The following is a 26,931-nucleotide window of genomic DNA, read 5'->3' as shown; positions in this document are numbered from 1 at the left end:
TCAGAAAAGGGAAACGCCAAAAAATGCGTGGATCACGCATCTGATGGAGCGTCTCCGCTTGGGGTCACGGCGGCCAGGCGCTTTTCCAGCTGCTGCAGACGACGGGCCATGTCATCCAGCTGACGAATGCGCGCGGCACTCTTCTTCCATTCAGCCGCAGGCTGCATGGCGGTACCGGAGGAATAGGAGCCCGGCTCGGTGATCGAGCGGGTCACCATGGTCATGCCGGTGACGAAGACGTTGTCGCAGATCTCGATGTGGCCGACCAGGCCGACACCACCGGCAAGCATGCAGTGCTTGCCGATCTTGGCGCTGCCGGAAATCCCGCAGCAGCCGGCCATGGCGGTGTGGTCACCGATCTGCACGTTGTGGGCGATCATGATCTGGTTATCCAGCTTCACGCCATTGCCCACGATGGTATCGGACAGCGCACCACGGTCGATGGTGGTGTTGGCACCGATCTCGACGTCATCACCCAGGGTGACGCCGCCGATCTGCGCGATCTTCTGCCAGACACCCTGGTGGTTGGCGAAGCCGAAGCCCTCACCTCCCAGCACGGCACCCGACTGGATCACCACGCGCTTGCCGATGCGCACGTCGTGGTAGAGCGTTACGCGGGGCGCCAACCAGCCGCCCTCGCCGATCACGCTGCGCGCGCCGACGAAGCAATGGGCACCGATGGTCACGTTGGCGCCGATCTGCGCGCCTGCCTCGATCACCGCATAGGGACCGACACTGGCGGTTGCGTCGACCTGAGCCCCTTCATCGACCAGCGCAGTGGGATGAATGCCGACCGCTGCCTTGGGCTTGCGGTCGAACTGGTGGGACAGGCCGGCATAGGCCAGGTAGGGATTGGCAACGACCAGTGCATTACCGGTGAAGCCTTCGGCATCTGCCACCGTCAGCAGGACGGCACCGGCCTGGCTGTCGGGAAGGAACTTGCGGTACTGCGGATTGGCCAGGAAGCTGAGCTGGTCAGCCCCTGCCTCTTGCAAGGTAGCCAACCCGCGAATAACCAAGGCGGGATCGCCGCGCAACTCGGCATCGAGCTGCGCGGCCAGTTCGGCGAGGGTAAAGGACAGCTCGGTCATCATCAGCGCAGTTGGTTCATGCGCTCGATGACTTGGCGGGTGATGTCGTACTGCGGCTTCACGTCGACCACGGCACCACGCTCGACCACGAGGTCAAAACCACCCTTCTTGATGGTTTCCTCCACAGCCTGGTCCAGCTTCGGCTTGAGCTTCTTCAGCATGTCGCGGTCGGCGACGGCCTTGGCTTCGTTCAGCTCCTTGGACTGGAACTGGAAGTCGCGGGCCTTCTGCTTGAAGTCGCCTTCGGCCTTTTCACGCTCGGCGTTGGACATCTTGCTGCCACCATTGACCAGCTTGTCCTGCAAGGCCTTGGCATCGGTTTCCAGGGCCTTGAGCTTGGTCAGTTGGGGGCCGAACTTCTTCTCGGCGTCCACGGCGTACTGCTTGGCCGCATCCGACTCGAGGAGTGCCATCTGATAGTTGAGCACCGCGATCTTCATGTCGGCGAACGCGGGGCTCGCTGCCAGGGCGGCGGTGATCAGGACGAACTGGGTCAACTTACGCACAATGCACTCCTGCACAAAGCATGGTTGTCATTACAACGATACGGCCAATTAGAAGGTCTGTCCCAGGGAGAACTGGAAGATCTGGGTTTCGGCGTTGTCCGGCTTCTTGATCGGGGTCGCCAGGCTGAAGCTGAGCGGGCCCAGTGCGGTAATCCAGGTCAGGCCCACACCCGCGGACATGGCCATGTCCTGGAACTTGACACCGTCACAACCCTGGGTAGTCGAGATCGGACAGTCGGTATCGAACACGTTACCGATGTCGTAGAACAGCACGGTACGCAGTTGGCGCTGATCCTTCACGAAGGGCAGCGGGAACAGCAGTTCGGCACCGCCGGTGATCATGATGTTACCACCGAAGGCTTGCGGATCCTGATCCGGGTCGGTGTAGCGGCCCTGGTCATCCGGCCCATCACCGTTATTACGAGCTTTACTGGGCGTACTGCGCGGACCGAGGGAGCTGTCCTTGAAGCCACGCACCGAGTTGAAGCCGCCGGCGTAGTAGTTCTCGTAGAACGGCAGACGATCGGTGTCGCCGTATGCGCCGCCGTAACCGAGCTCGGTGTGGAAGCGCATCGTGTAGTTTTCGGTCAGCGGCGCGAAGATCTGGCCACGGTAATCAAGCTTGTAGAACGACAGGTCGCTGCCTGGAATGGTGGTTTCCAGCACCAGGCTCTGCGAGTGACCACGGTTGGCCAGCACCCCCTTGTTCAGGGTCGATTCGGACCAGCCGATGGACGCCTTGAAGTTGGTGAAGCTGTCGCCTTCCTTCTCGATGAAGTCGAAGATCTCGTCGACGGTATAGGCGCCGGTATCGATGTCGTCGCGCTGCACGGTCAGGCCGTAGGTCAGACGCGAGGTCTCGCTGATCGGGTAGCCGATGCTGACGCCGGCACCCAGGCTGTTCACCGAGTAGCTGGAGACGTCTACGTCGAGCTGATCGTAATCGGTCTTGCGGTAGAAGGCGTTGTAGCCCAGGCTCACGCCGTCGACAGTCCAGTAGGGGTCGACGAAGCCGAAGTTGTAGCGGGTCTGGTAGTCGGACTTGGTCAAGCCGATGCTGACCTTGTTACCGGTACCCAGGAAGTTGTTCTGGCTGATCGAGCCGCCAAGGATCAGGCCGGCGCTCTGGGCGAAGCCCACGCTGGCGGTGATCGAGCCGGACGGCTGCTCTTCCACGCTGTAGTTGACGTCGACCTGGTCGTCGGTACCCGGTACGGCCGGAGTCTCGACGTTGACTTCCTTGAAGTAGCCCAGGCGCTCCAGGCGCTGCTTGGACTGGTCGATCAGGTAAGTCGACGCCCAGCCGCCTTCCATCTGGCGCATTTCGCGACGGAGTACTTCGTCCTCGGTCTTGGTATTGCCACGGAAGTTGATACGGTTGACGTAGGCGCGCTTGCCCGGATCGACCACGTAGGTGATCGAAACGGTCTTGTTCTCGTCGTTCGGCTCGGGTACGCCGTTGACGTTGGCGAAGGTGTAGCCCTCGTTACCCAGGCGGCGAGTGATCAGGTCGGAGGTAGTGGTCATCACCTTGCGGGAGAACACCTGGCCTTTCTTCACCAGCAGCAGCTTCTTCACTTCCTCTTCCGGCACCTTCAGGTCGCCGGAGAGCTTCACGTCGCTGACGGTGTACTTCTCGCCTTCGTTGACGTTGACGGTGATGTAGACGTGCTTCTTGTCCGGGGTGATGGAGACCTGGGTGGAGGCGATATCCATGTGGATGTAGCCACGGTCCAGGTAGTAGGAGCGCAGACGTTCCAGGTCGCCGGAAAGCTTCTCGCGGGAGTACTTGTCGTCGTTCTTGAAGAAGGACAGCCAGTTGGTGGTCTTGAGCTCGAACAGATCGGTCAGGTCTTCTTCGGAGAAGACGGTGTTGCCCACCACGTTGACATGGGCGATGGCCGCCACGGTGCCTTCGTTGATGTTGATCTTCAGCGCCACACGGTTGCGCGGCTGCGGCACCACTTCGGTCTCGATCTCGGCGGAGTAGCGGCCCTGGGCCACATACTGGCGCTGCAACTCGTTACGCACGCCTTCGAGGGTGGCGCGCTGGAAGATTTCGCCTTCGGAGAGGCCGGATTGCTTCAGCCCCTTCATCAGGTCTTCAGTGGTGATGGCCTTGTTGCCCTCGATCTCGATGCTGGAGATGGACGGGCGCTCCACCACGTTGACGATCAGCACATTGCCATCACGGCTGAGCTGGATGTCCTGGAAGAAACCGGTCTTGAACAGCGAGCGGGTCGCTTCGACCAGGCGGCGATCATCGATCTGCTCGCCGACGTTCAACGGCAATGCGGCGAACACGCTGCCGGCAGACACGCGCTGGAGGCCGTTGACCCGGATATCGGAAACAGTGAAGGACTCGGCGTGAACCTGGGCGATCATCAGCGCGGAAAGGGCCGCGGGAAGCAGAAAGCGTTTCATGGAGTCCTTTTATTCCAACTGACAAATAGAGAATCTGCCGCAAAAGGCGGCAGATCCGAAAATCCAATGGCGGTTACAGTCGACTCAGATCGTTGACCAGGGCCAACAACATGACCCCGACTACCAGGCTGATGCCAATCTGCATCCCCCAAGCCTGGACCCGCTCCGACAATGGGCGACCTCGCACCCACTCGACCATGTAGAACAGCAGATGCCCGCCATCGAGAACAGGAATCGGCAACAGGTTGAGAACCCCCAAGCTGATGCTCAGATAGGCGAGGAAATGCAGAAAATCCCCTACGCCGGACTGGGCTGAAGCGCCCGCCACTTTAGCAATGGTTATCGGCCCGCTCAAGTTTTTTACCGAGAGCTGCCCGAGCACCATTTTCTTTAGAGAATCCAGAGTTAGCAGGCTCATGGACCAGGTTCGGGAGAGCGCCTGCCCCACCGCGGCCACCGGCCCATAGCTCACTTCACGGAGCATTTCGGGCGGCCATTGACCACCGGCGACACCCGCGCCCAGGTAGCCGGTGCGGGCCTTGCCCTCGCCTTTGGCCGCCAGGGTCAAGGCAAGCTCCTGGTTCCGGCCGGCGCGCTCGACCTCCAGGATCACCTTGCCCTCTGGCATGGCGCGTACACGCGAGACCACTTCTTGCCAATCCGTGACCTGCCGACCGTCAAGAGTGACGATCCGATCACCGATCTGCAGGCCGGCAGCCTTGGCAGGGCCCTTTTCGTCCAGCTCGGCAATCAGCGGTGCGACAGAGGGTCGCCAGGGCTGGATCCCCAGCCCACCGATGGGATCGGGATTGTCTTCGTTCTTCAGCCAGGAACTGATTCGTACCTGGTGCACCGCGGGAACGCTCGAACCCTTCTCCAGCACCGTGACGCTCAGCTCGCCCGTTTCACCGAGGCGGCGTACCAGTTGCAGGTTTACGCTGCTCCAGCCATCGACGGCTTCGCCGTCCACGGCAACGACTTCCTGGCCGGACGCCAACCCAGCGATGGCCGCCGGGCTATCCGCCACCACAGAGCCGATGACCGGCTTGATCTGCTGGCTGCCAAGCATGGCCAGCACCCAGAAGAACAGGATGGCGAGCAGGAAGTTGGCCACCGGACCGGCCGCCACGATAGCGATGCGCTGGAACACGGTCTTGCGATTGAAGGCACGGTCGAGCAGTTCGGCAGGGACATCACCCTCACGCTCGTCCAGCATCTTCACGTAGCCGCCCAAGGGAATGGCGGCTACGACGAACTCGGTGCCATGGCGGTCATGCCAGCGCACCAGCGGCGTGCCGAAGCCCACGGAGAAACGCAGGACTTTGACCCCGCAGCGGCGGGCAACCCAGAAGTGTCCGAACTCGTGGAAGGTGACCAGTACGCCCAGGGCGACAATCAGTCCCACCACCATATAAAGGGCGCTCATCGCTACCTCCTCGGGCTCAATGCCCGCGCTCCTGCAACCACGCCTGCGCTGCACCGCGCGCACGTCGGTCAGCCATCAGCACCGCATCGAGCGATTCGACCGGCGTGCGCACCTCGCGGTTCAGCACTTCATCGATGATAACCGGGATATCCGTGAAGCGGATGCGCCGCTCGAGGAAAGCGGCAACGGCCACTTCGTTTGCCGCATTGAGCATCGCCGGCACACTGCCGCCAGCCTCAGCAGCCTGACGCGCCAGGCGCAGACAGGGAAAACGCTGTTCGTCGGGCGCACTGAAGTCCAGGCGAGCAATGGAGAACAGATCCAGCGGCGAAACCCCGGAATCGATCCGCTGCGGCCAGGCCAGAGCATGGGCGATGGGGGTGCGCATGTCCGGGTTGCCTAGCTGGGCCAGCACCGAGCCGTCAACATAGTCCACCAGCGAATGAATCACGCTCTGCGGATGGATCACCACCTCGACCTTCGATGGCGCAGCGTCGAACAGCCAGCAGGCCTCGATCAGCTCCAGGCCCTTGTTCATCATGCTGGCCGAGTCGACGGAAATCTTCCGCCCCATCGACCAATTGGGGTGGGCGCAAGCCTGCTCAGGGGAAACCTCGAGCAATTGCTTCAGCGGCGTCTCGCGGAAGGGCCCACCCGAGGCGGTCAGCAGGATACGCCGAACGCCGACCTGTCCCAGTCCGCGAGCATAATCCGCCGGCATGCACTGGAAGATCGCGTTGTGTTCGCTGTCGATGGGCAGCAGCACCGCACCACTGGCGCGCACGGCGTCCATGAACAGGGCGCCGGACATCACCAACGCCTCTTTGTTGGCCAGCAATACCCGCTTGCCCGCCTCGACGGCGGCCAGAGTGGGCTTGAGGCCGGCAGCACCGACGATGGCGGCCATCACCGCATCCACTTCAGGATGCGCGGAAACCTCGCAAAGCCCGGCCTCCCCCACCAGCACGCGAGCCTGCAAGCCAGCGGAATTCAGGCGATTCTGAAGGGCCTGCGCCTGCTCCTTCTCCGGCACCACGACAAAGCGCGGACGATGGCACACACACAGCGCTTCGAGCTCTGCCAGACGGGAAAAGCCGCTGAGGGCGAAGACGCGGTAACGATCAGGATGACGTCCGATGACGTCGAGGGTGCTGAGACCGATCGAGCCCGTCGCCCCCAGCACGGTAATCCACAGAGGATGACTCACGGAGCACCCCAGCCCACGGCCCACAACAGCGCGGTGAACACCGGAATCGCAGCGGTCAGGCTGTCGATGCGGTCCAGCACGCCGCCATGGCCAGGCAGCAGGTTGCTACTGTCCTTGAGGCCTGACTGGCGCTTGAACATGCTCTCGGTTAGATCGCCGATGACCGACAGGGCTACCACGATGGCCGCGCACGGCAGCGCCAGCAGCAGCTCACGGACGGTCCAATCGCGGTAGATGGCGACGACGACGGTGATTACCAGGCAAAGCGCCATGCCACCGAAGAAACCTTCCCAGCTCTTCCCCGGGCTGACGCGCGGAGCGAGCTTGCGCTTGCCGAAAGCCTTGCCGGAGAAGTAAGCACCGATGTCGGCGGCCCAGACCAGCACCATCACCGCAACGATCAGCCAGTTGGACAGCGGCCACTGCTTGAGCAGCACCAGGCCCTGCCAGGCCGGCAGCAGGATCAGCAGGCCGATCAGCAGGCGGCGCCAGCGGCCGCCCCAACTCGAGGCGCTGTCCGGGTAAGTCAGCACCATCACGATCGCCAGCGCCCACCACAGCAGCGCCAGAACCAGTACGGCGCCCGCCAGCTGCGGCAGCCAGGCCAGCACGAGCATCAACCCGGCAACCACCGCGGCATAGCCGACGCGGGCGGACTGCTCGTTGTAACCCGCCAGGCGCGCCCATTCCCAGGCTCCCAGGCTGACCACCAGACCAATGAACAGCGAGAACGCCGCACCGTCGAGCAGGAAGAAACCACCCAGCGCGATCGGCAACAGGACCAGCGCCGTGATGATTCGTTGTTTCAACATGAGGGAGGTGCCTCGGCCTCGACCTGCTCACTGGTCTTGCCGAAGCGGCGCTGACGAGAGGCGAAGTCCTGCAACGCAGCCTGCATGGCTTCGTGCTTGAAGTCGGGCCAGTAGAGATCGGAGAAATACAGCTCGGCGTAAGCCAGCTGCCAGAGAAGGAAGTTGCTGATGCGGTGCTCGCCACCCGTACGGATGCACAGGTCGGGCAACGGCTGGTCGCCGGTGGTCAGGCAACCCTGGATCAATTCCGGGGAAATATCGTCCGGCGCCAGATGACCCGCCTGCACTTCGCGAGCGAGGCGTTGGGCGGCCTGGGTGATGTCCCACTGGCCACCATAGTTGGCCGCCACCTGCAGCAACATGCTGGCGCCATTGGCCGTCAGCGCCTCGGCTTCGCGCATCGCCGCCTGCAATTCAGGGGCGAAGCGGCTGCGATCGCCAATGATGCGCAGGCGGATGCCATTGGCGCTGAGCTTGCGAACCTCGCGGCGGAGGGCCATGAGGAACAGCTCCATCAGCGCGCCGACCTCTTCGGCCGGGCGCTGCCAGTTCTCGCTGGAGAAGGCGAACAGCGTCAACACCTCAACGCCGGCCTCGGCGCAGGTCTTGATCACCGCACGGACGGCATCCACCCCAGCCTTGTGCCCGGCCACGCCAGGCATCAGGCGTTTCTTCGCCCAGCGGTTGTTGCCGTCCATGATGATCGCCACGTGCCGGGGCACGGGCGTCACCTGCTTGGTCTTTTCCATGACGAGAGCCCGGCCGTCAGACGGCCATCAGATCCGCTTCCTTGGCCTCGAGGGCCTTTTCGATCTCGGCGACGAACTTGTCGGTGATCTTCTGCACGTCGTCGCCGGCGCGGCGCTCTTCGTCCTCGCTGATTTCCTTCTCTTTCTGCAGGTCCTTGAGCTGTGCCAGCGCATCACGACGGATGTTGCGTACGGAAACACGGGCCTGCTCCGCCTCGGCGCGAGCCTGCTTGGTGAAGCCTTTGCGGGTCTCCTCGGTCAGGGCCGGCATCGGGACGCGAATGGTGGTGCCGGCGGTGGCCGGATTCAGGCCCAGGTCGGAGGTCATGATGGCCTTCTCGACCGCCTGGATCATGGTCTTGTCAAAGACGCTGAGGGCCAGGGTGCGGGAATCTTCCACGGTGACGTTGGCCACCTGGCGCAGCGGAGTGTCGGAACCGTAGTAGGACACCATCACGCTATCCAGGATGCTCGGGTGCGCACGGCCGGTACGAATCTTGGCGAAGGCATGTCCCAGGGCTTCCAGGGTCTTGCCCATACGATCCTGTGCTTCCTTCTTGATCTCGTTGATCATCTCAATCCTCCTCGATCAGGGTGCCTTCAGCACCACCTACAACAATATTCAGCAGCGCGCCGGGCTTGTTCATGTTGAACACGCGCAGCGGCATTTTCTGGTCCCGGCACAGGCAGATGGCAGTGAGGTCCATCACACCCAGCTTGCGATCGAGCACTTCATCGTACGTCAGACGCTCGAACTTCTCGGCATTCGGGTCCTTGAACGGATCGGCAGTGTACACGCCGTCCACCTTGGTCGCCTTGAGTACTACGTCAGCATCTATTTCGATGGCGCGCAGGCAGGCGGCGGAGTCAGTGGTAAAGAACGGGTTGCCGGTACCGGCAGAGAAAATCACCACTTCGCCGCTCTTCAGGTGGCGCATGGCCTTGCGGCGGTCGTAGTGGTCGGTCACGCCGACCATGGAAATGGCGGACATGACGATGGCGGTGATATTGGAACGCTCCAGGGCGTCGCGCATGGCCAGGCCGTTCATCACGGTGGCGAGCATGCCCATATGGTCGCCGGTGACGCGATCCATGCCCGCTGCGGACAGCGCCGCGCCGCGGAAGAGGTTGCCGCCACCGATCACCAGGCCGACCTGCACGCCGATACCGACGAGCTGGCCGATCTCCAGCGCCATGCGGTCCAGCACCTTGGGATCGATGCCGAACTCCTCCGAGCCCATCAGGGCTTCGCCGCTCAATTTTAGAAGAATGCGTTTATAGCGAGGTTGACGAGCGCTCAGCTGCTGAGCCATGACCTTTTTCTCCTGCGGCGATTGAATGCTGTGCGCCTTGTGGGCGCCTTGCGGAAAGCTTGGACCAGCCAGCCTTACGGCGCCTTTGAGCCCGCCTGGCGGGCCTGCGCCGTGGAAGCCAGCCCTTTTGGCTTCCCCAGTTTGGCAAAGAGGCCGCGCGCGTTAGCGGGCAGCCTCTTGCGGGGCGACAGTCGTGAGACTGTCTATTACTGCTTGGAAGCGGCTACTTGAGCAGCAACCTCGGCAGCAAAGTCGGCTTCGACCTTCTCGATGCCCTCGCCTACTTCGAAGCGAACGAAGGAAACGATTTCAGCGCCGGCTTTCTTGGCCAGGTCACCGACCTTGACTTCCGGGTCCTTGACGAACGCCTGCTCGACCAGGCTGGCTTCGGCCAGGAACTTCGAGATACGGCCCTTGACCATGTTCTCGACGATGTTTTCCGGCTTGCCGGCGATCTTGTCGGCGTTCAGAGCGAGGAAGATTTCCTTCTCTTTGGCAACGGCTTCTTCGGAAACCTGCGACGGATCCAGGAACTGCGGGTTGCTGGCAGCGATGTGCATGGCGATGTCGCGAGCCAGTTCAGCGTTGCCGCCCTTCAGGGTGACCAGAACGCCGATGCGGTGGCCGTGCAGGTAGGCGCCAACCACGTCACCTTCGGCGCGAGCCAGACGACGGATGTTGACGTTCTCGCCGCACTTGGCAACCAGGGCTTCACGAGCGGACTCTTGCTCGGCGATCAGCGGAGCAGCGTCGGTCAGCTTCTGAGCAACGGCCTTGTCCAGGCTGGCAGCCACGAAGTTCTTGAAGTCGTCCTGCAGGGCCAGGAAGTCGGTCTGCGAGTTGACTTCGATGATGGTAGCGGACTTGGCATCATCAGCCACTTTGGCGGCGATGGCGCCTTCGGCGGCGATGTTGCCAGCCTTCTTGGCAGCCTTGATGGCGCCGGAAGCACGCATGTCGTCGATGGCTTTTTCGATATCGCCTTCGGCGGCGACCAGTGCCTTCTTGCACTCCATCATGCCCTGGCCGGTACGCTCACGCAGTTCCTTGACCAGTGCTGCAGTAATTTCTGCCATTTCGAAATCCTCTTGAGTTGCTCTCAAAACCAGATCGCCCGGCTGCCCGGGCGGAATTTACAGGGTGGCAAAAAGGGGGCCTAGCCCCCTTTCCGCGCACCGCAGGACGTCTGGACGTCCTGGAATCAGCCTTCGGCGGATTCGGCCGGCGCTTCTTCTACGAACTCGTCAGCAGTCACGCCACCGGCGCTCTTGCCACGCAGTACGGCTTCGGCCATGGAGCCCAGGTACAGCTGTACGGCGCGAATGGCGTCGTCGTTACCCGGGATAACATAGTCAACGCCTTCCGGGCTGCTGTTGGTATCGACGACGCCAATGACCGGGATACCCAGCTTGTTGGCTTCGGTGATAGCAATGCGCTCATGGTCAACGTCGATCACGAACAGAGCGTCCGGCAGGCCGCCCATGTCCTTGATGCCGCCCAGGCTGCGATCCAGTTTTTCCAGATCACGGCTGCGCATCAGGGCTTCTTTCTTGGTCAGCTTGGCGAAAGTACCGTCCTGGGACTGAACTTCCAGCTCGCGCAGACGCTTGATCGACTGACGGATGGTCTTGTAGTTGGTGAGCATGCCGCCCAGCCAACGATGGTCGACGTACGGCATGCCGCAACGGGCAGCTTCTTCGCGAACGATCTTGCCAGCGGAACGCTTGGTGCCGACGAACAGGATCTTGTTCTTGCCCTGGGCCAGGCGCTCAACGAAGGTCAGGGCCTCGTTGAACATCGGCAGGGTTTTTTCGAGGTTGATGATGTGGATCTTGTTGCGCGCACCGAAAATGAACTTGCCCATTTTCGGGTTCCAGTAACGGGTCTGGTGGCCGAAGTGCACACCGGCCTTCAGCATATCGCGCATATTGACTTGGGACATGATAGTTCCTCGATAAGTCGGGTTAGGCCTCCATGCATCCCAACGGCCAACCCTTCGACTGTGTCGCAGGGCACCCAGGCCATCGTGTCGATGCATGTGTGGGTTAATGCCCCGGAATGGCCGTAGCCTCCGGAGCGGGGCGCTTTATACCACAACCTCGGCCAGAACAAAACCCGGAGGGACGCCCGGCATCTCCCCACCGCCTCGTCCGAACAGCCCGGTCGGCCGCCCGCCCTTAATAGAAAGGCACCGAATCTGATAGACTTGCGTATTCCTCTTATTTACCCGCGCGTACGCAGCGCCTGATAGAGAAGTCGCATGACCGTCACCATCAAGACGCCCGAAGACATCGAGAAAATGCGCGTCGCCGGCCGCCTGGCCGCCGAAGTGCTGGAAATGATCGGCGAACACGTCAAGCCCGGCGTCACCACCGATGAGCTGGACCGTCTCTGCCACGACTACATCGTCAACGTGCAGAAGGCCATTCCCGCGCCGCTGAATTACAAGGGCTTCCCCAAGTCGATCTGCACCTCGATCAACCACGTGGTGTGCCACGGCATTCCCAACGAGAAGCCGCTCAAGGAAGGCGACATCGTCAACATCGATGTCACCGTCATCAAGGACGGCTACCACGGCGACACCAGCAAGATGTTCTCGGTGGGCAAGACCCCGGAATGGGCTGACCGCCTCTGCCAGATCACCCAGGAATGCCTGTACAAGGGCATTGCGCTGGTCAAACCGGGCGCACGCCTGGGCGACATCGGCGAAGTGATCCAGAAATACGCCGAGAAGAACGGCTTCTCCGTGGTACGCGAGTATTGCGGCCACGGCATCGGCAAGGTGTTCCACGAAGAGCCGCAAGTGCTGCACTACGGCCGCGCCGGCACCGGCCTGGAACTCAAGGAAGGCATGATCTTCACCATCGAGCCGATGATCAACCAGGGCCGCGCGGAAACCCGCCTGCTCGGCGACGGCTGGACCGCCATCACCAAGGACCGCAAGCTGTCCGCGCAGTGGGAGCACACCGTGCTGGTCACCGCCGACGGCTACGAGATCCTGACCCTGCGCAACGACGAAAGCTTCCCGCGCACGCCGGCCTGACCGGAAGCGGTTTGCAATCTCGCCGACGGCTGGGTAGAACATAGAAATCCCGGCCCGGCACAGCTGCCGGGCCTGGCGCCAAGCGCCCAGGCCCGACCGCCCTCTTGCCCCTGCCCTCCCCTAAGCCATTGATCAGGAAGGCCGCCATGCCGCAGGTGGATCCCGAGTTGTTCGACCGTGGGCAGTTCCAGGCGGAACTGGCCCTCAAATCCAGCCCCATCGCCGCCTTCAAGAAGGCCATTCGTCAGGCCAACGAAGTGCTGGATAGCCGCTTCAACGGCGGCCGCGATATCCGTCGGCTGATCGAGGACCGCGCCTGGTTCGTCGACCAGATCCTGCAGCAGGCCTGGAATCGCTTCGACTGGGCCGACGACGCCGACATCGCGCTGGTCGCCGTGGGCGGCTATGGCCGCGGCGAATTGCACCCGCACTCGGACATCGACCTGCTGATCCTGCTGGACAGCGAAGACCAGGAAATCTTCCGCGAGCCCATCGAAGGCTTCCTCACCCTGCTCTGGGACATCGGCCTGGAAGTCGGCCAGAGCGTACGCTCGGTGGCCGAGTGCGCCGAGGAAGCGCGCGCGGACCTTACCGTGGTCACCAACCTGATGGAGTGCCGGACCATTTCCGGCCCGGACAGCCTGCGTCAGCGCATGCTCGAAGCCACCAGCGCCAAGCAGATGTGGCCCAGCGGCCAGTTCTACCTGGCCAAGCGCAAGGAGCAGATTCACCGCCACACCAAATACAACGACACCGAATACAACCTCGAACCCAACGTGAAGGGCTCGCCCGGCGGCCTGCGCGACATCCAGACGCTACTCTGGGTCGCCCGCCGGCATTTCGGCAGCCTCAACCTGCACGCCCTGGTGCGCGAGGGGTTTCTGGTCGAGAGCGAGTGCGCGGTGCTGGCCTCCAGCCAGGAATTCCTCTGGAAGGTCCGCTACGCCCTGCACATGCTCGCCGGCCGCGCCGAGGACCGGCTGCTGTTCGACCATCAGCGGCGCATTGCCGGGATGCTCGGTTATGAAGGCAACGACGCCAAGCTCGCCGTCGAGCGCTTCATGCAGAAGTACTACCGCGTGGTGATGGCGGTGTCCGAGCTGAACGACCTGATCATGCAGCACTTCGAGGAAGTGATACTGCGGGCCGGCGAGAACGGCCAGATCCTGCCGCTCAACAGTCGCTTCCAGCTGCGCGACGGCTACCTGGAAGTCACCCACGCCAACGTTTTCAAGCGCACCCCGTTCGCCCTGCTGGAAATCTTCGTGCTGCTCGCCCAGCACCCCGAGATCAAGGGCGTGCGCGCCGATACGATCCGTCTGCTGCGCGACAGCCGCCACCTGATCGACGACGACTTCCGCCACGACATTCGCAACACCAGCCTGTTCATCGAGCTGTTCAAGTGCAAGGAAGGCATCCACCGCAACCTGCGGCGGATGAACCGCTACGGCATCCTCGGCCGCTACCTGCCGGAGTTCGGCCTGATCGTCGGGCAGATGCAGCACGACCTGTTCCACATCTATACGGTGGATGCGCACACCCTCAACCTGATCAAGCACCTGCGCAAGCTGCGCCGCCCGGACATGGCGGAGAAGTACCCGCTGGCCAGCAAGATCATGGAGCGCCTGCCCAAGCCCGAGCTGATCTACATCGCCGGCCTCTACCATGACATCGCCAAGGGCCGCGGCGGCGACCACTCGGAACTGGGCGCGGTGGACGCCGAGCACTTCTGCCAGCGCCATCAGTTGCCGCCGTGGGACACCAACCTGGTGTCCTGGCTGGTGCAGAACCACCTGATCATGTCCACCACCGCCCAGCGCAAGGACCTGTCCGACCCGCAGGTGATCTACGACTTCGCCCAGCTGATGGGCAACCAGACCTACCTGGACTACCTCTACGTACTCACCGTGGCCGACATCAACGCCACCAACCCGACCTTGTGGAACTCCTGGCGCGCCAGCCTGCTGCGCCAGCTCTATACCGAGACCAAGCGCGCCCTGCGACGCGGCCTGGAGAACCCGGTCGACCGCGAGGAGCAGATTCGCCAGACACAGAGCGCAGCCATCGACATCCTGGTGCGCGGCGGTATCGACCAGGACGACGCCGAGCAACTCTGGAGCCAACTGGGCGACGACTATTTCCTGCGCCACAGCGCCGCCGACGTGGCCTGGCACACCGAAGCCATCCTCCAGCATCCGGACGACGGCACCCCGCTGGTGCTGATCAAGGAAACCGCCCAGCGCGAATTCGAGGGTGGCACGCAGATCTTCATCTATGCCGGCGACCAGCATGACTTCTTCGCCGTGACCGTGGCCGCGATGGACCAGCTCAACCTGAACATTCAGGACGCACGGATCATCACCTCCACCAGCCTGTTCACCCTCGACACCTACATAGTGCTCGACGCCGATGGCGGATCGATCGGCAACAATCCCAGCCGAGTCGAGGAAATTCGCGAAGGTTTGGTCAACGCGCTGAAGGACCCGGACGAGTACCCGACCATCATCCAGCGCCGGGTGCCGCGCCAGCTCAAGCACTTCGCCTTCAACCCGCAGGTGACCATTTCCACCGACGCGGCGCGCCAGGTCAGCGTGCTCGAAGTGATAGCACCGGACCGCCCCGGCCTGCTCGCGCGGATCGGCGGGCTGTTCCTGGACTTCGACCTGTCGGTGCAGAACGCCAAGATCGCCACACTGGGCGAACGCGTGGAAGACGTGTTCTTCGTCACCGATGCGCACAACCAGCCGCTCTCCGACCCCGAGCTGTGCAAGCGCATCCAGACCGCCCTGGTCGATATCCTTTCCGACGGCGGCCAGCAGAGCATGCCGGTACGCATCAGCATTTAGTCAGACTTTAGAAAGAAAGAGCCTTGCCCATGAATCCTGCCCTCGACTCGCTCCAGCCCTACCCCTTCGAGAAGCTCCGCGCCCTGCTGGCCGGCGCCCAGCCGCCGGCGGAGCTGAAGCCGATCGCGCTGTCCATCGGCGAACCCAAGCACCGCTCGCCAGAGTTCGTCGCCAAGGCCCTGGCCGATAGCCTCGACCAGTTGGCCGTCTATCCGACCACCCTGGGTATCCCCGCCCTGCGCGAAGCCATTGCCGCCTGGTGCGAGCGCCGCTTCAAGGTACCGGCCGGCTGGCTGGACGCTGCGCGCCACGTGCTGCCGGTGAACGGCACCCGCGAAGCGCTGTTCGCCTTCACCCAGACCGTGGTCGACCGCAACGCCAAGGGTCTGGTGATCAGCCCGAACCCGTTCTACCAGATCTACGAAGGCGCGGCCCTGCTGGCCGGCGCCGAGCCGCACTACCTGCCGTGCCTGGAAGACAACGGCTTCAACCCGGACTTCGACGCCGTGCCGGCCGACATCTGGGCGCGCTGCCAGATCCTCTTCCTCTGCTCGCCGGGCAACCCCACCGGTGCGCTGGTGCCGCTGGAAACCCTGAAGAAGCTGATCGCCCTGGCCGACGAGCACGACTTTGTGATCGCCGCCGACGAGTGCTACAGCGAGCTGTACTTCGACGAGCAGAACCCGCCGGCCGGCCTGCTGAGCGCCTGCGCCGAACTGGGCCGCAACGACTTCAAGCGCTGCGTGGTATTCCACAGCCTGTCCAAGCGCTCCAACCTGCCGGGCCTGCGCTCGGGCTTCGTCGCCGGCGATGCCGAGGTTCTGAAGAAATTCCTCCTGTACCGCACCTACCACGGCTGCGCGATGCCGGTTCAGACCCAACTGGCCAGCGTCGCTGCCTGGAAGGACGAGGACCACGTGCGCGCCAACCGCGACCTGTACCGCGAGAAGTTTGACGCCGTGCTGGACATCCTCGGCGGCGTGCTCGACGTGCAGCGCCCGGACGGCAGCTTCTACCTGTGGGCGAAAACACCGGTTGCCGACACCGAGTTCTGCCGCGGCCTGTTCGATGCGCAACACGTCACCGTGGTGCCGGGCTCCTACCTGTCGCGCGAAGTGAACGGCGAGAACCCCGGCGCCAACCGCGTGCGCATGGCGCTGGTGGCACCACTGGCGGAGTGCGTGGAAGCGGCCGAGCGGATCAAGCAGTACGTACAGAGCCTCTGAGGTTGCACACCCTGTAGGACCGAGGGGGCACGCCCAGTCCTTGCTCGCGAACAGAACTATCCGGCAGTTCCAGAGCCAAGCGGTTCGCGAGCAAGCTCGCTCCTACAAGAGCACCACTACACCCAGCGCCCGGCCTTGCTGGTCACCCAGGCTTCCTGGCTGTCCAGCTCGCCCAGCACCTCGCGCATGGTCTCGTCGTCGATCTCATGCTCACGACGCATGCGGTACAGCTCCAGACGTTGAGCCCGCAGCGCCTTGATGCGCAGCGCCTGATCGGCCAGTTCCAGGCTGCGAGCGCGCTCGCGGGCTTCCTGGGAGTCCGGCGCCGGGTCCAGTTCGTGGCGATACTCGGCCATCAGCCGCGCCTTCACCTCTGCCAGGCGCGCCGCTTCGTCGGCATCCGCACCGTCGCGAGTGGGCATTTCCTCGCCTTCCAGCATGTGGATGGCCGCCACCGCGGTCTTGCGCCACACCGACTGCACTTCGCGCTCGCGCTGGTCATTGCTGGCTGCCGGCAGGCCGCGCAGAAGGATCGGCAGGCCGATGGTGGCGGCGATCAGCGACACCAGGATCACCCCGGTGGCGATGAAGATGATCAGGTCGCGCTGCGGGAAGGCCGAACCATCGAGCAACAGCAGCGGTACCGAGAGCACGCCGGCCAGCGTCACCGCCCCGCGCACCCCGCCCAGCGCCGAGATTGCCGACAACCGCAGTACCGGCTCGCCCGAACGACCGCCCAGCTCTATCCCCCACCACTGCTCGAAGCGCACCGACACCTTCCAGTAACACCAGACCCAGCCGAAACGCAGCAGGATCAGCACGGCGAACACCGCCAGCACGTAGAACAGCAGCAGCGACGAGCGCCACATCACGTCATCGGCATGGTGGGAGACCGATTTCAGGATGTCCGGCAACTGCAGGCCCAGCAGCAGGAACACCACGCCGTTGAAGGCGAACTCGAGCATCGACCAGACGCTGCGGTTGAGCAGGCGCGTGTTGGTCTGCCGCGGCAGCAGGTCGGCCCAGCTCTGCATCATGCCGGCCGCCACCGCCGCCAGGATGCCGGACACCCCCAGCTCCTCGGCGATCATGTAGCAGGCGAAGGGCAACAGCAGCATCAGCACCACGTGCGTCGCCGGATCATCCCAGCCGCGACGGATCATCCAGGCGCGAATGCGCCCCAGCAGCCAGCTGATGAACACCCCGCAGGCCAGCCCGCCAACCGCCACCAGCAGGAAACTCAGGCTGGCGTCCATCAGCGAGAAGGTACCGGTCATGGCAGCGGCGATGGCGAACTTGAAGGCGACCAGGCCGGAGGCGTCGTTCATCAACGCCTCGCCCTGCAACACGTGCATCAGGCGCCTGGGAAGGCGGTCCTGGGCGATGGCCGAGACCGCCAGCGCATCGGTCGGCGACAGCACCGCCGCCAGGGCGAAGGCGGCAGCCCAGGGTATCTCGGGAATCAGCAGGTGGATGAAGACGCCACCGCCGAGCACGGTGAACAGCACCAGGGCGAAAGCCAGGGTGAGGATCGGCCAGCGCATCTTCCAGAACTCACCCTTGGGCATGCGCCAGCCATCGGCGAACAGCAGCGGCGGGATGAACAGGAACATGAACAGCTCGGGATCGAGCGCCACGTGCAGCCCCAGGCTCGGCCAGGCGAGCATGGCGCCGGCAACGATCTGGATCAGCGGCAGGGGCAGCGGGATCAGTTGAGCGGCGAGCCGGGTTCCCCCCACGACCAGCAACAGGATCAACACGGTGTAAACGGTTTGCATCGTCGAACTCCAACACAGCCATCCATTGAAGCACCCATCGCGGCGCGGATCAGCCACGCTTCGGGCAAAAAACTGTTGCAATACGCCGGCCTCCCGGCGGCGTCCCGCAAGGCGCTGGGAAATGGCATAATCCCGCGCCTGAAAAAAGCATCGAAAAGGAGTAGCGCCCCGTGAGCGAGCGGACGCTGTATGGAATCAAAGCCTGCGACACCATGAAGAAGGCCCGTACCTGGCTGGAAGAACATGGCGTCGACTACGCCTTCCACGACTACAAGACTAGCGGAATAGACCGCGCGCACCTGGAGCAATGGTGCAACGAGCATGGCTGGGAGACTGTGCTGAACCGTGCCGGCACCACGTTCCGCAAGCTCGACGACGCGCAGAAGGCCGATATCGACCAGGCCAAAGCCATCGAACTGATGGTGGCGCAGCCGTCGATGATCAAGCGCCCAGTACTGGACCTGGGTGATCGCACCCTGGTCGGCTTCAAGCCCGATCTCTACGCCGCCGCCCTGGCCTGAGTCGCAGGACGATGAGCATCGCCTGGGCCCTGTTCCTCCCCGCCTGCTTCGCCCTGAACCTGGCGCCGGGACCGAACAACCTGCTATCGCTGAACAATGCCGCGCGCTTCGGCCTGCTGCGCGCCACCCTCGCCGGTGGCGGACGGCTGGTCGCCTTCGCCGGCATGCTGGCCCTGGCCGCCTCCGGCCTGGCGCTGGTACTGCAGGCCTCGGCCTGGCTGTTCCTGACGATCAAGTTGGTGGGCGCCGGTTACCTGCTGTGGCTGGCCGTGCAGCTGTGGCGCGCGCCGACAGCGAACCTGTCCGTCGATGGCGCCCCGGCTACCGCCACCAGCCTGTGGCGCCTGGCCCGCCAGGAGTTCTGGGTGGCCGCCGGCAACCCATAAAGCATCAAACCTAAACTTTCACGCCAGAAGCAAAGACTCGCTCCAGACCAGCTAGACCGGGCCTTCCAGCGATCACCCGCGATCCACTTCCCGACGCACCATCCCCTGATACTCCGGCGGCGACAGCGCAACGATCTGCTCGTGCGCCCACTCTTTCCACTTCGACTTCCGCCGATCCCGCTCGGCCAGGATCTTGGCGGCGTCAGCCTTCGCGCGGTCCAGGTTCTGCTGCCAGAACTCGAACAACCGGGACTTCTCATCCTCCATCGCCTGCCGCTCATCGGCGGGGCGTAGTGCCAGATTCCAAGCACTCATCGGGTGACCTCCTCAAATCGAAGGCGCGCATTCTACGCTCGATCTGCAGGAGCCCCTACCGCCGGTCACGCAAAACAAGTACTGTATTTATAAACAGTATATTTAAATGCATGACTGACTCACCACTTGCCCAATGGCGGCAGCTCATCGATGACAGGCGCCAATGGTTGCTCTCTCCGGACTACCACTGCCGGGAGCTGGAGGAGTTGGCGAGTCAAGCCCTGCGGCTGCGGATGATCGATAGAGGGGAATTCGTGGAGATGTGCGAAATAGCCGAGGCCGGGCGCCTGACTGCACTTGATGACCTGGCACATCAGGCCTTCCAGCGGGCGGGCTTCTACGACGTCGTGGACGAGGGATCGGGCAAGCTACTTGGTCAGATCCTGTCGGGGACTTTCATGACTGCGCCACCAGCGCCGCGCGCGATCCTAGGATGGATCACTTACGACAAAGATGGACAACTCGCCATGTTTCATGGATCGCCTGCCGCATGGCAGGGAGATGTGAGAGGGCTGACCTGGGTCCGCAACAACGGCGAGCAAGCGCACCTGGTCGAGCAGGGCAGGATCGTTGAGGGGAAGGTGGTGCGAACCATTACTGATGCCGATGCATTCAGGCTAGCACTGGACGTGCACCAGGTGGCGCAGGAGGAAAGCGACACGACGCAAGCGAAGGCTTGGGCGTTGCGCATCGAGCTGGGGAGGTTCCGGCGCTGTCCCACATGCAGGGACAGCTTCGCGAATAGAGAGGACTGCGAACGATGCGCAGGTCTAGGGATTGTTACTTCAGAGGAAGGGAGCAGACGATGACGAACATCGTAGATATTCAGGAAGCCCGCCTGCAACGGGTGCGAGCGATCATGACCGCGATGATGCACTCGGACGACTTCCCTCTAACCTTCTCCGCCGCGCATTGCGCAGCGGCCAGGGAGCGCCTGGGATGGTCAGTGGAAGCACTGGCATTCAGGTCGGGGGCGTCGATTAGCGCGATCCAGGCCCTGGAAAGCGGGACGCAGGAACTGCGCCGAGTGACAATGCAAGCCCTCGCATTCGCTTTCGAGAAGGAAGGTCTAATATTCTTCCCTGGTATCGAACCGATGCTAGGGGACAACTGCAGAGGAGGGACGGTCGATCCACGCACAAGACAAGACTATCATCTTCTAGAGTAGCCGGGCGGCAGGCTGAAGATGCTCCTTCAGGGCACCCTCCCCCACCGGATCTAGAACCAACTGAAGATGGGCTGCCGCTGATAACTCTCCCTATAGGCTTGCTCGAGATTCGCAATCAACTCCGATGCAGCCACATTAATATCACTGAGAACTCGATGATCCATGTCAAGCTTTGCCCGAGCAGCTACACGGTACTGCCCATTATCTGAAACAGCCTTCCTCAACTTACGCCCATCCACAACCTCATCTCCATTTTTAAGTTTGAGTAGCGAAAGAGCAGACTCCATTCTCAACAACTCAGGATCAATAGATAGCTCAAGCTTCTTAGAGTCATCACAAACCTCCTGAGTCAAACATTCAATTGCATTCTTCCGAATATTTTCTACCGAAGCAATTGTACGATCCAAGAACTGACGAACTTCCTTCCTAGTCTCTCTTCGATCATTTCCACGAGAAACAACAGACCAACCCAAAACAACAGTCAGCAAAGGTAGCAGCCATCGCGCGACCTCTACAAATTTCTCAAAATCCATTTGCAACCTCGCCTATTCCTTTCTGGCCGCCTTAACATAGTCCCAAGCTTCAGACACGTAGCTCTGAACTTGAAACTTAATAATCAGCTTGGCATGAAGCTCTTTTGCAGAGTAGTACCCTTTCCGCACGAGCCCTCCGAATGCTTCCTCCAGAAAGGAAGATCCCAAGGACAGGACTCCATCTAGATCAACCGTGACACGATCATTCGTGCGAAGCGCAGGCAGCAGTATGTCGTCGCGAAACTCCTCGCCGGACTTCTTGCCGTCAATACGACTTCTGACACATGGCATTCTTGAGAAATCTCTAGCAACGTAAATAGTCATAGTCTTCATAGTCTCTCAGAAACCTCTAATCCGAAGGCCTCTATTGGAATCATCCATTGCACAATAGTTCCATGTATACTATTGCGCTCATCAAGCGACGTTACCTTACCACTGGAATTATCCAGAGCATAAACTCCGCGATTACTATATATGGATATCCCTCCGACCCCCTGTTCTCTAACCACCTTCAATATATCCTTAAGCCCCTTACCTCTATTACCCTTATTGGTACTAGTCTTCCCAACAGTAAAGGCAAGCTCTATCATTTTGTGATCTTTGCGCCGAATCCCCTGACGGGACTGAAAGTATGAAGCCAACTCTTCCTTCCAGTTAGCCTGCAAGGTTCCTGGTATGCCAACTCCCAAGTCACAAATCACCACCGCGACATCATCGCCAACTTGCCGAGCGAACAACCACCACTTTTGCTGAACAAGCCCCGGCAATGGGGTCTTGTAAGACTTGGCGTAGGCATGCTCTGACGAGTTAGCTACCGCCTCAGCCATACCGCTCAGGAGCGCCGTTCTAAGCTCCATATTGCTACCTTCGGTCAATATCCTCGGAAGCTTCTCGACGATGGAATCCAAGTCTCCCTCATATCCGCTGGCATATAGCCAGGGGGCGACATTGCTAGCATTGATCTCTTTAATTCTCGGCTCAAGTCCAAGCCGTTCCAACATCTGAATGTGCTGAAACATCTGCTCTACAACACGATCACTTGGATATACGGCACCAAGCTTTTTAGACCAAGTTGGAACCTGCAATAGACGCTCCAACTCAGCAACCAATAGCAACGTGCCACAGGGATGCAACGCGGTCACTTTGGAAAAATCTATGATCACGTTAGACGTTTCATCACTGTGAACTCTGTCCTTCAGCTTGCGAATGAAAGTCAGCAAAGCCCCTCGTAGCTCCGTGCTTCCCAAACTGACTATCTGCGGGAGGCGAAGCTTGGAAGTTGAGAAATGCCGAGCAGTGGCATTCAATAGGCGGCGATGGCGCTCGATACCTCGGAGGCGCTTTTCACGACACACCACCACCCTCTTCTGTCGACTTGACCACTCGATGGCGCCCTTCACTTCTTTCTTCATACCGCCTCCTTTCGAGGCGCCGATATTAATGGCTTTCAGGCATCGCTGAAAGCGTAGCCGGTTCCACCACTAGGGTCCGGAGCGCTGGGCTTCTTGGGTCTGGATGCAGTCCAGTACCTGGTTAGCACAGCTGAGCAGCGCGGCCTCAGTCACGTCTAGCGACTCACGCCACTGATCATTGGCCAGCACCGCCGGCCGGGCTGGCAGGGGGCACGCCACCAGCGGGCAGTACTGTCGGGTTGCGGTAGGCTCCGGGGTCGGTTGTTGCGGGTCGCTCATACAGCCGGCCAAGGCCAGCAGGAACAGACCCACGCAGGTACTCAGCAACAGCTTGATCATTTCGGCGTAGCTCCTCGAAGGCCGCACTCTGCGCCCTGGCATTGGTGGATACGGCCTGCTCCAGCAGCCGCATGCGCTTACGGATTTCGTCGACGGCCCCGATCTGGCGCTGCTGTTCGGCGAGCACGCCGGCTTGCAACTCAATCAGCCGCTGCGCCTCACTGACCGCAGCTTTCGCGGCGTCTGCTCGCTGCGCCTGCAGATCGACGCGAGGGGAAAGCCCCCACCAGGCCAGTCCAAAACCGAGCGCAGCCAGCAGAGTCGCGCTGAGCGCCCAGCCACCCAATCGCCAGGGGATGCCGCTCATGCCAGCACCTCCTGCGCACGTCGCCAGAACTTCACACGCTCCTCCAAGCCATTCAGGCCACCATTGATGCGCCGGGTGATATCCTCGAATCGACCAGCGTCCGCGAGTTCATTGAGGCCATGTCCTGCCCACCACCACGCCGCTGACAGCGCGGCGAACTCTGGCCGGGCGAGCAGATCCGGTACATCCTCCAGCGGCTGCCCGATCCCGGAGCCGGTCGAGCGGTAGTTCGCTCTCCCAGTCACCTGCAGCAAGCCCCGACCGCGATAGGTCCAGCCGTCGCCGCTGGCCTCATTGCCATTCCCGTTCCGGTCGGCGTAGGTGTTGTTGGCGATTGCCTGGGGGTGACGGGCTAGATTCATCGCCAAGGCGTTCGGCTTTCCGTCATCGCGTGCATAGCGCTTTGGCCAGACGCGGGCCAGGCCGGTCGCATCGTAGTTCAGGTTCTCGACGAGACGGGTGAGCTGGGCACTCTCGTGGCCAACCTGGGCGAGGAAAGCCGCCATGCGCGCCACCGAATGGATCTGATAACGCCGCATGGCGCTGTTGAGCCCTGGAATAAAAACGCCCGCGACGGGGCGGGCGTTCGGGAGGATCTGCAGCAATTGCTGCTCAGTTATCGACATGCTTTTCTCCAGGCGAAAAAAAGCCCGTCATAGGACGGGCTGCTGTTGAAACAGTGGGCTATTCGTAATCGAGATCCGCCGCGTCGCAGACGACGACACTAGCCATCTCGCCATCTAGTCGCACACGAATCCGAGGCTCATTGCCCATGAACGACTCGATGCCAATTACAGTTCCGTACGGCTGCGTCCACCTGTAGGTGTCGTGCACCATCCGAAGGGGAACCTCCACACGAAGGCCCACACGAACATCCTTGAGATCCATACCCCCTCCGCGACGGGAAAAGGAGAATGCTAAGCGGCAATCCCATGCCGCGCCAACGGTCAGCGAGCCACGTCCACAATCTTCAACTCCTTCGTCGGCCGCTTCCGTTTGCCGCCGGCCGTGGCCTTTCCTTTCTTCCCGCCGTTGCACTCAACGGTCGTGCTCCAGCCAGCGGACGTGAACACCTGCTCAACCGAGTCGACCAGGTAGCTACCATCCAGACCGTCCTTAAAGCCGGCTGCGTTGATGGACGCCTCCGCAAACAAGCCGGTACGGCCCGGCATTTCGAGACGCACCCCCGCCGTCGAACGATTGAACGCAGCCAGCCTCGCTTTGGCGGCCTGTTCGGCAGCACTCTTGTTCGGATGAATGTGGCGATCCGTATGCACCGGCGGCAGACCTGACGGCGCGTCGTCGTTGCTCAGGTCGACCACTGCCAGCTTGCCGTCCTGTCCTTGGTACTTCGACCGAACCGCTGATTGCACACCGCGATCATCAAGGCGGAACTGGAAACGCGATACGTCGGCCCGGCTGATCGTCACCACGGGTAACGCGCGGCCACTTGCGCTCTGGCCATTCTGCCTCGGCATCACCAGCAACTTGCCGCCGGCCACCTTGGCGGTGCAGTCGAACTGTCGCGCCAGGCGCGTGATGAAGTGAAAGTCGGATTCCTTCATTTGATCGGCCCGAGGCACCTGCGTGGTTACCGGGCACTCCGCCTCCCATCCGTTCCGAGCGGCGACATCACCGACAATCCGGGCCAGGCTCACGCCCTCCCAACTGCCACTGCGCACCGTCTTCCCACTCCCTCGCATGTCGCTAGCCCGGCCACGAATAACGATGGTATCCGGCGGCCCGGCATACTCCACGGCATCGACGGTATAGACGCCCTGCTCCGCGAGATCCTGACCATAGCCCAGGTACACCTGAATCTTGGCTCCCCGACGGGGCAGCGCCACCGCGCTATCGCGGTCATCAATGCGCAGCTCGAACTCGTCGGACTCCATTCCAACCTTGTCCAGGGTGCGCAGCATCAACAGACGGTCATTAATCAGCGCCGTGATATCCGCCCCATCGGCCACGATACGAAATGCAGGATTCATGCACTTGCTCCAGAAATGAAAAAACCCGCACAGGGCGGGTTTGATACGCGTAGCGCCGAGCGAGCGCCAATTCCAATAAAGAAATCTCCGCGGACGCGGCGCGAGTATTGCTACCTACGGATGTCGAGCAGCTCCAAGCGATCAGGCTGCACCTGAATAACATTTAGGCAGACGGGGCAAGCTATAACATCGTCTTTCTCGGGATCGATACGCAGCCCTTTGGTGCAGACAGGACAATCGCCCTCGGTTACTACCTCGCGGAAACCAAATACCTTCCACAGGATCAACCCGACGATACCCACCGACATCAACCAGCCAATGAGCGGAATGAACGCCACCGCCACTGCCGCTAACCCTCCCCAAAACAACCAGTCCAAGCGATACATAGCCTCGCCCCACCAGCTCCGTTTAACCTTCCTCAATGCTGTTGCCATAGCACCTCCGTTCTGTGCGTTGCTGACAGGAACGATCGTATCGGCCACGCCTAGCAAGGGCAATGCACTATTAGGCCCACAGTTGCACCTCCTCGGTGGTTGCTGCGGGGAGATCGGGCATCACGATGTGCAGCCCTGCCGGTAGCGGCTGCATCTGATCGGCCAGCCCCGGGTTGGCGTTCAACACTGCCTCGACGGTACCGTTGAGGCGGCCGTAGATCTGGTAGCACAGCGTATCCAGCAGGTCACCGTCAGACGTTCGGCATATCTTCGCCATAGCGGACGAACTCCAATGTGAAGGATTGTTTGCGCGGGATACCGCCACGGAGCAGTGCGCCTTGCTCTTCCTCGACCCTGGTCAGGCACCAGGTGCCCAGCACGATGCCATAGCCTGTAATGAGGTTTAGCGGCTCGCGGCGAATCCCGATTTTGCGCAGCGCATCGAGTTGCTCCAGGCCGCCACGCCAATGCGGGAAGATCGCACCACGCAAGGTAATGCGCTCATCGCCCAGACCGGGGGACTGCTGCGCAGGCCGCCGAGTGAGGCGCTCCTGCGATGCCCAGCGGAACTCGGTCTGCCGCGTCAATTGGTCGAAGGGTGCCGTATCCAGGTTGAAGCAGAACTGCGGCCGGTTTGGAGCCAGAGGCTGCAGTACCAACAGATGGGGGAATGGCGTCACCGCTGCCGGGGCCGGGGTCATCGAGTCGCCGAGCAATGATGTCGGCAGGATATTCGCGAACGAAGGGCTGATCTTGCCTGCCACCTTATTCACCGCCGCCATCGCTCGGCTCGACTGCGCCGACAGCTCAGTCATTCGCTCATCGATACCGGAAGCCGCCCGGCTCGCCCGGTTGTATACCGATACCACCTGATTCACCTTGCTCTGGGCGGAATTGATACCCCGCATTGCCCGGCGCAATTTATCACCCACTCCAGCAGGCACACCGGGCAACCCCTCCAACTCGGAAGCCGCACCGGTGATCTCACTGATGGCCCCATTCACCGGGGCCATCACACCATCGAGGTTGCGCCGGCCTGCCTCGCCCGCCTGGGCCAGATACTTCAGCCCACCCTGTAGTTGCTCCATGTAGGCCACTTACGAC

28 protein-coding genes and 2 pseudogenes are annotated in these 26,931 nt (G+C 61.9%); 7 read left to right on the top strand and 23 right to left on the bottom strand.

The genetic code is table 11. The features are described from left to right. Nucleotides 1-32 precede the first annotated feature (32 nt). The 11 genes from lpxD to rpsB form a co-directional block, all read right to left on the bottom strand. The gene (gene lpxD, locus LDJ84_RS08810; protein ID WP_038803399.1) at nucleotides 33-1,094 is read right to left on the bottom strand and encodes a UDP-3-O-(3-hydroxymyristoyl)glucosamine N-acyltransferase; all 1,062 of its coding nucleotides are present in this window, start codon (nucleotides 1,092-1,094) and stop codon (nucleotides 33-35) included. Next, a complete protein-coding gene (locus tag LDJ84_RS08805; RefSeq protein WP_024766077.1) occupies nucleotides 1,094-1,597 on the bottom strand; it encodes an OmpH family outer membrane protein in 504 nt (167 codons plus the stop codon). Before LDJ84_RS08805 ends, lpxD begins: the two co-directional genes overlap by 1 nt. A 48-nt stretch (nucleotides 1,598-1,645) precedes the next feature. Then, nucleotides 1,646-4,021 (bottom strand): outer membrane protein assembly factor BamA, encoded by a 2,376-nt coding sequence (gene bamA, locus LDJ84_RS08800; protein ID WP_024766078.1) that lies wholly within the window; start codon nucleotides 4,019-4,021, stop codon nucleotides 1,646-1,648. A gap of 73 nt (nucleotides 4,022-4,094) precedes the next feature. Then, nucleotides 4,095-5,447, bottom strand: coding sequence for a sigma E protease regulator RseP (gene rseP, locus LDJ84_RS08795; protein ID WP_024766079.1), 1,353 nt, complete (start codon nucleotides 5,445-5,447; stop codon nucleotides 4,095-4,097). Nucleotides 5,448-5,463: 16 nt separating this feature from the next. Continuing rightward, complete coding sequence (gene ispC / locus LDJ84_RS08790; RefSeq protein ID WP_024766080.1) at nucleotides 5,464-6,654, bottom strand: 1-deoxy-D-xylulose-5-phosphate reductoisomerase; 1,191 nt, start codon at nucleotides 6,652-6,654, stop codon at nucleotides 5,464-5,466. Beyond that, nucleotides 6,651-7,466, bottom strand: coding sequence for a phosphatidate cytidylyltransferase (locus LDJ84_RS08785; RefSeq protein ID WP_024766081.1), 816 nt, complete (start codon nucleotides 7,464-7,466; stop codon nucleotides 6,651-6,653). The genes ispC and LDJ84_RS08785 overlap by 4 nt, the downstream gene beginning before the upstream one ends. Continuing rightward, nucleotides 7,460-8,215 (bottom strand): polyprenyl diphosphate synthase, encoded by a 756-nt coding sequence (gene uppS, locus LDJ84_RS08780; RefSeq protein WP_024766082.1) that lies wholly within the window; start codon nucleotides 8,213-8,215, stop codon nucleotides 7,460-7,462. Before uppS ends, LDJ84_RS08785 begins: the two co-directional genes overlap by 7 nt. A 16-nt stretch (nucleotides 8,216-8,231) precedes the next feature. Continuing rightward, a complete protein-coding gene (frr, locus tag LDJ84_RS08775) occupies nucleotides 8,232-8,789 on the bottom strand; it encodes a ribosome recycling factor (protein ID WP_024766083.1) in 558 nt (185 codons plus the stop codon). Between the two features lies 1 nt (nucleotide 8,790). After that, nucleotides 8,791-9,528, bottom strand: a complete 738-nt coding sequence (gene pyrH, locus LDJ84_RS08770; RefSeq protein ID WP_017521181.1) for a UMP kinase — start codon at nucleotides 9,526-9,528, stop codon at nucleotides 8,791-8,793. Nucleotides 9,529-9,734: 206 nt separating this feature from the next. Then, nucleotides 9,735-10,604 carry a translation elongation factor Ts gene (gene tsf / locus LDJ84_RS08765; protein WP_024766084.1) on the bottom strand — a complete coding sequence of 290 codons (870 nt, stop codon included), beginning with the start codon at nucleotides 10,602-10,604 and terminating at the stop codon, nucleotides 9,735-9,737. A gap of 125 nt (nucleotides 10,605-10,729) precedes the next feature. After that, a complete protein-coding gene (rpsB, locus tag LDJ84_RS08760; protein ID WP_024766085.1) occupies nucleotides 10,730-11,470 on the bottom strand; it encodes a 30S ribosomal protein S2 in 741 nt (246 codons plus the stop codon). Between the two features lie 318 nt (nucleotides 11,471-11,788). On the opposite strand from rpsB, the gene map reads away from it, so the two are divergent. The 3 genes from map (at nucleotide 11,789) to dapC (ending at nucleotide 16,643) form a co-directional block, all read left to right on the top strand. Then, complete coding sequence (map, locus tag LDJ84_RS08755) at nucleotides 11,789-12,571, top strand: type I methionyl aminopeptidase (protein ID WP_024766086.1); 783 nt, start codon at nucleotides 11,789-11,791, stop codon at nucleotides 12,569-12,571. A gap of 146 nt (nucleotides 12,572-12,717) precedes the next feature. Beyond that, nucleotides 12,718-15,417, top strand: a complete 2,700-nt coding sequence (locus tag LDJ84_RS08750) for a [protein-PII] uridylyltransferase (RefSeq protein ID WP_024766087.1) — start codon at nucleotides 12,718-12,720, stop codon at nucleotides 15,415-15,417. 29 nt (nucleotides 15,418-15,446) lie between these two features. Further along, complete coding sequence (gene dapC / locus LDJ84_RS08745) at nucleotides 15,447-16,643, top strand: succinyldiaminopimelate transaminase (RefSeq protein ID WP_024766088.1); 1,197 nt, start codon at nucleotides 15,447-15,449, stop codon at nucleotides 16,641-16,643. Between the two features lie 116 nt (nucleotides 16,644-16,759). Here the strand turns inward: dapC and LDJ84_RS08740 are convergent, their stop codons facing one another. Further along, entirely contained in the window at nucleotides 16,760-18,421 is a 1,662-nt protein-coding gene (locus LDJ84_RS08740; RefSeq protein ID WP_038803398.1) for a Na+/H+ antiporter, read from the bottom strand. 212 nt (nucleotides 18,422-18,633) lie between these two features. Here LDJ84_RS08740 and LDJ84_RS08735 point away from each other — a divergent pair, with 212 nt between their 5' ends. Both LDJ84_RS08735 and LDJ84_RS08730 read left to right on the top strand, forming a co-directional pair. Continuing rightward, on the top strand, nucleotides 18,634-18,942 hold the full coding sequence (locus LDJ84_RS08735; RefSeq protein WP_051445694.1) for an arsenate reductase: 309 nt from the start codon (nucleotides 18,634-18,636) through the stop codon (nucleotides 18,940-18,942). An 11-nt stretch (nucleotides 18,943-18,953) separates the two neighbouring features. Further along, a pseudogene (locus LDJ84_RS08730) lies at nucleotides 18,954-19,325 on the top strand (LysE family translocator); the annotation flags it as partial. Nucleotides 19,326-19,400: 75 nt separating this feature from the next. On the opposite strand, the gene LDJ84_RS08725 reads toward LDJ84_RS08730, so the two are convergent. Further along, the gene (locus LDJ84_RS08725) at nucleotides 19,401-19,643 is read right to left on the bottom strand and encodes a hypothetical protein (protein WP_226046230.1); all 243 of its coding nucleotides are present in this window, start codon (nucleotides 19,641-19,643) and stop codon (nucleotides 19,401-19,403) included. Between the two features lie 110 nt (nucleotides 19,644-19,753). Between LDJ84_RS08725 and LDJ84_RS08720 the strand changes: the two genes are divergently transcribed. Both LDJ84_RS08720 and LDJ84_RS08715 read left to right on the top strand, forming a co-directional pair. Next, entirely contained in the window at nucleotides 19,754-20,452 is a 699-nt protein-coding gene (locus tag LDJ84_RS08720; protein WP_226046229.1) for a hypothetical protein, read from the top strand. Next, a complete protein-coding gene (locus tag LDJ84_RS08715; protein ID WP_371035859.1) occupies nucleotides 20,449-20,811 on the top strand; it encodes a helix-turn-helix domain-containing protein in 363 nt (120 codons plus the stop codon). Before LDJ84_RS08720 ends, LDJ84_RS08715 begins: the two co-directional genes overlap by 4 nt. A gap of 50 nt (nucleotides 20,812-20,861) precedes the next feature. On the opposite strand, the gene LDJ84_RS08710 is transcribed toward LDJ84_RS08715, so the two are convergent. The 10 genes and pseudogenes from LDJ84_RS08710 to LDJ84_RS08665 form a co-directional block, all read right to left on the bottom strand. Next, nucleotides 20,862-21,344: a hypothetical protein gene (locus tag LDJ84_RS08710; RefSeq protein WP_226046228.1), complete on the bottom strand. Its 483-nt coding sequence runs from the start codon at nucleotides 21,342-21,344 to the stop codon at nucleotides 20,862-20,864. Nucleotides 21,345-21,356: 12 nt separating this feature from the next. Continuing rightward, entirely contained in the window at nucleotides 21,357-21,677 is a 321-nt protein-coding gene (locus LDJ84_RS08705; protein ID WP_226046227.1) for an STAS-like domain-containing protein, read from the bottom strand. Further along, a complete protein-coding gene (locus LDJ84_RS08700) occupies nucleotides 21,674-22,756 on the bottom strand; it encodes a hypothetical protein (RefSeq protein WP_226046226.1) in 1,083 nt (360 codons plus the stop codon). The genes LDJ84_RS08705 and LDJ84_RS08700 overlap by 4 nt, the downstream gene beginning before the upstream one ends. Before the next feature lie 69 nt (nucleotides 22,757-22,825). Further along, nucleotides 22,826-23,002, bottom strand: a pseudogene (locus LDJ84_RS30880) (hypothetical protein); the annotation flags it as partial. After that, entirely contained in the window at nucleotides 22,932-23,402 is a 471-nt protein-coding gene (locus tag LDJ84_RS08690) for a hypothetical protein (RefSeq protein WP_226046225.1), read from the bottom strand. The gene LDJ84_RS08690 and the pseudogene LDJ84_RS30880, both read right to left, overlap by 71 nt. Next, on the bottom strand, nucleotides 23,399-24,028 hold the full coding sequence (locus tag LDJ84_RS08685; protein WP_226046224.1) for a glycoside hydrolase family 19 protein: 630 nt from the start codon (nucleotides 24,026-24,028) through the stop codon (nucleotides 23,399-23,401). Before LDJ84_RS08685 ends, LDJ84_RS08690 begins: the two co-directional genes overlap by 4 nt. A gap of 321 nt (nucleotides 24,029-24,349) precedes the next feature. Then, nucleotides 24,350-25,393: a phage late control D family protein gene (locus LDJ84_RS08680; protein ID WP_226046223.1), complete on the bottom strand. Its 1,044-nt coding sequence runs from the start codon at nucleotides 25,391-25,393 to the stop codon at nucleotides 24,350-24,352. Between the two features lie 110 nt (nucleotides 25,394-25,503). Then, nucleotides 25,504-25,827: a hypothetical protein gene (locus LDJ84_RS08675; protein ID WP_226046222.1), complete on the bottom strand. Its 324-nt coding sequence runs from the start codon at nucleotides 25,825-25,827 to the stop codon at nucleotides 25,504-25,506. A gap of 70 nt (nucleotides 25,828-25,897) precedes the next feature. After that, nucleotides 25,898-26,104 (bottom strand): tail protein X, encoded by a 207-nt coding sequence (locus LDJ84_RS08670; protein ID WP_226046221.1) that lies wholly within the window; start codon nucleotides 26,102-26,104, stop codon nucleotides 25,898-25,900. Further along, the gene (locus LDJ84_RS08665) at nucleotides 26,079-26,924 is read right to left on the bottom strand and encodes a phage tail protein (RefSeq protein ID WP_226046220.1); all 846 of its coding nucleotides are present in this window, start codon (nucleotides 26,922-26,924) and stop codon (nucleotides 26,079-26,081) included. The genes LDJ84_RS08670 and LDJ84_RS08665 overlap by 26 nt, the downstream gene beginning before the upstream one ends. Nucleotides 26,925-26,931 lie beyond the last annotated feature (7 nt).

The sequence above is a fragment of the Pseudomonas sp. HS-18 genome (genome assembly GCF_020401845.1).
GTDB lineage: Bacteria > Pseudomonadota > Gammaproteobacteria > Pseudomonadales > Pseudomonadaceae > Pseudomonas > Pseudomonas nitroreducens.
This window is presented reverse-complemented; position numbering and strand designations above follow the sequence as displayed.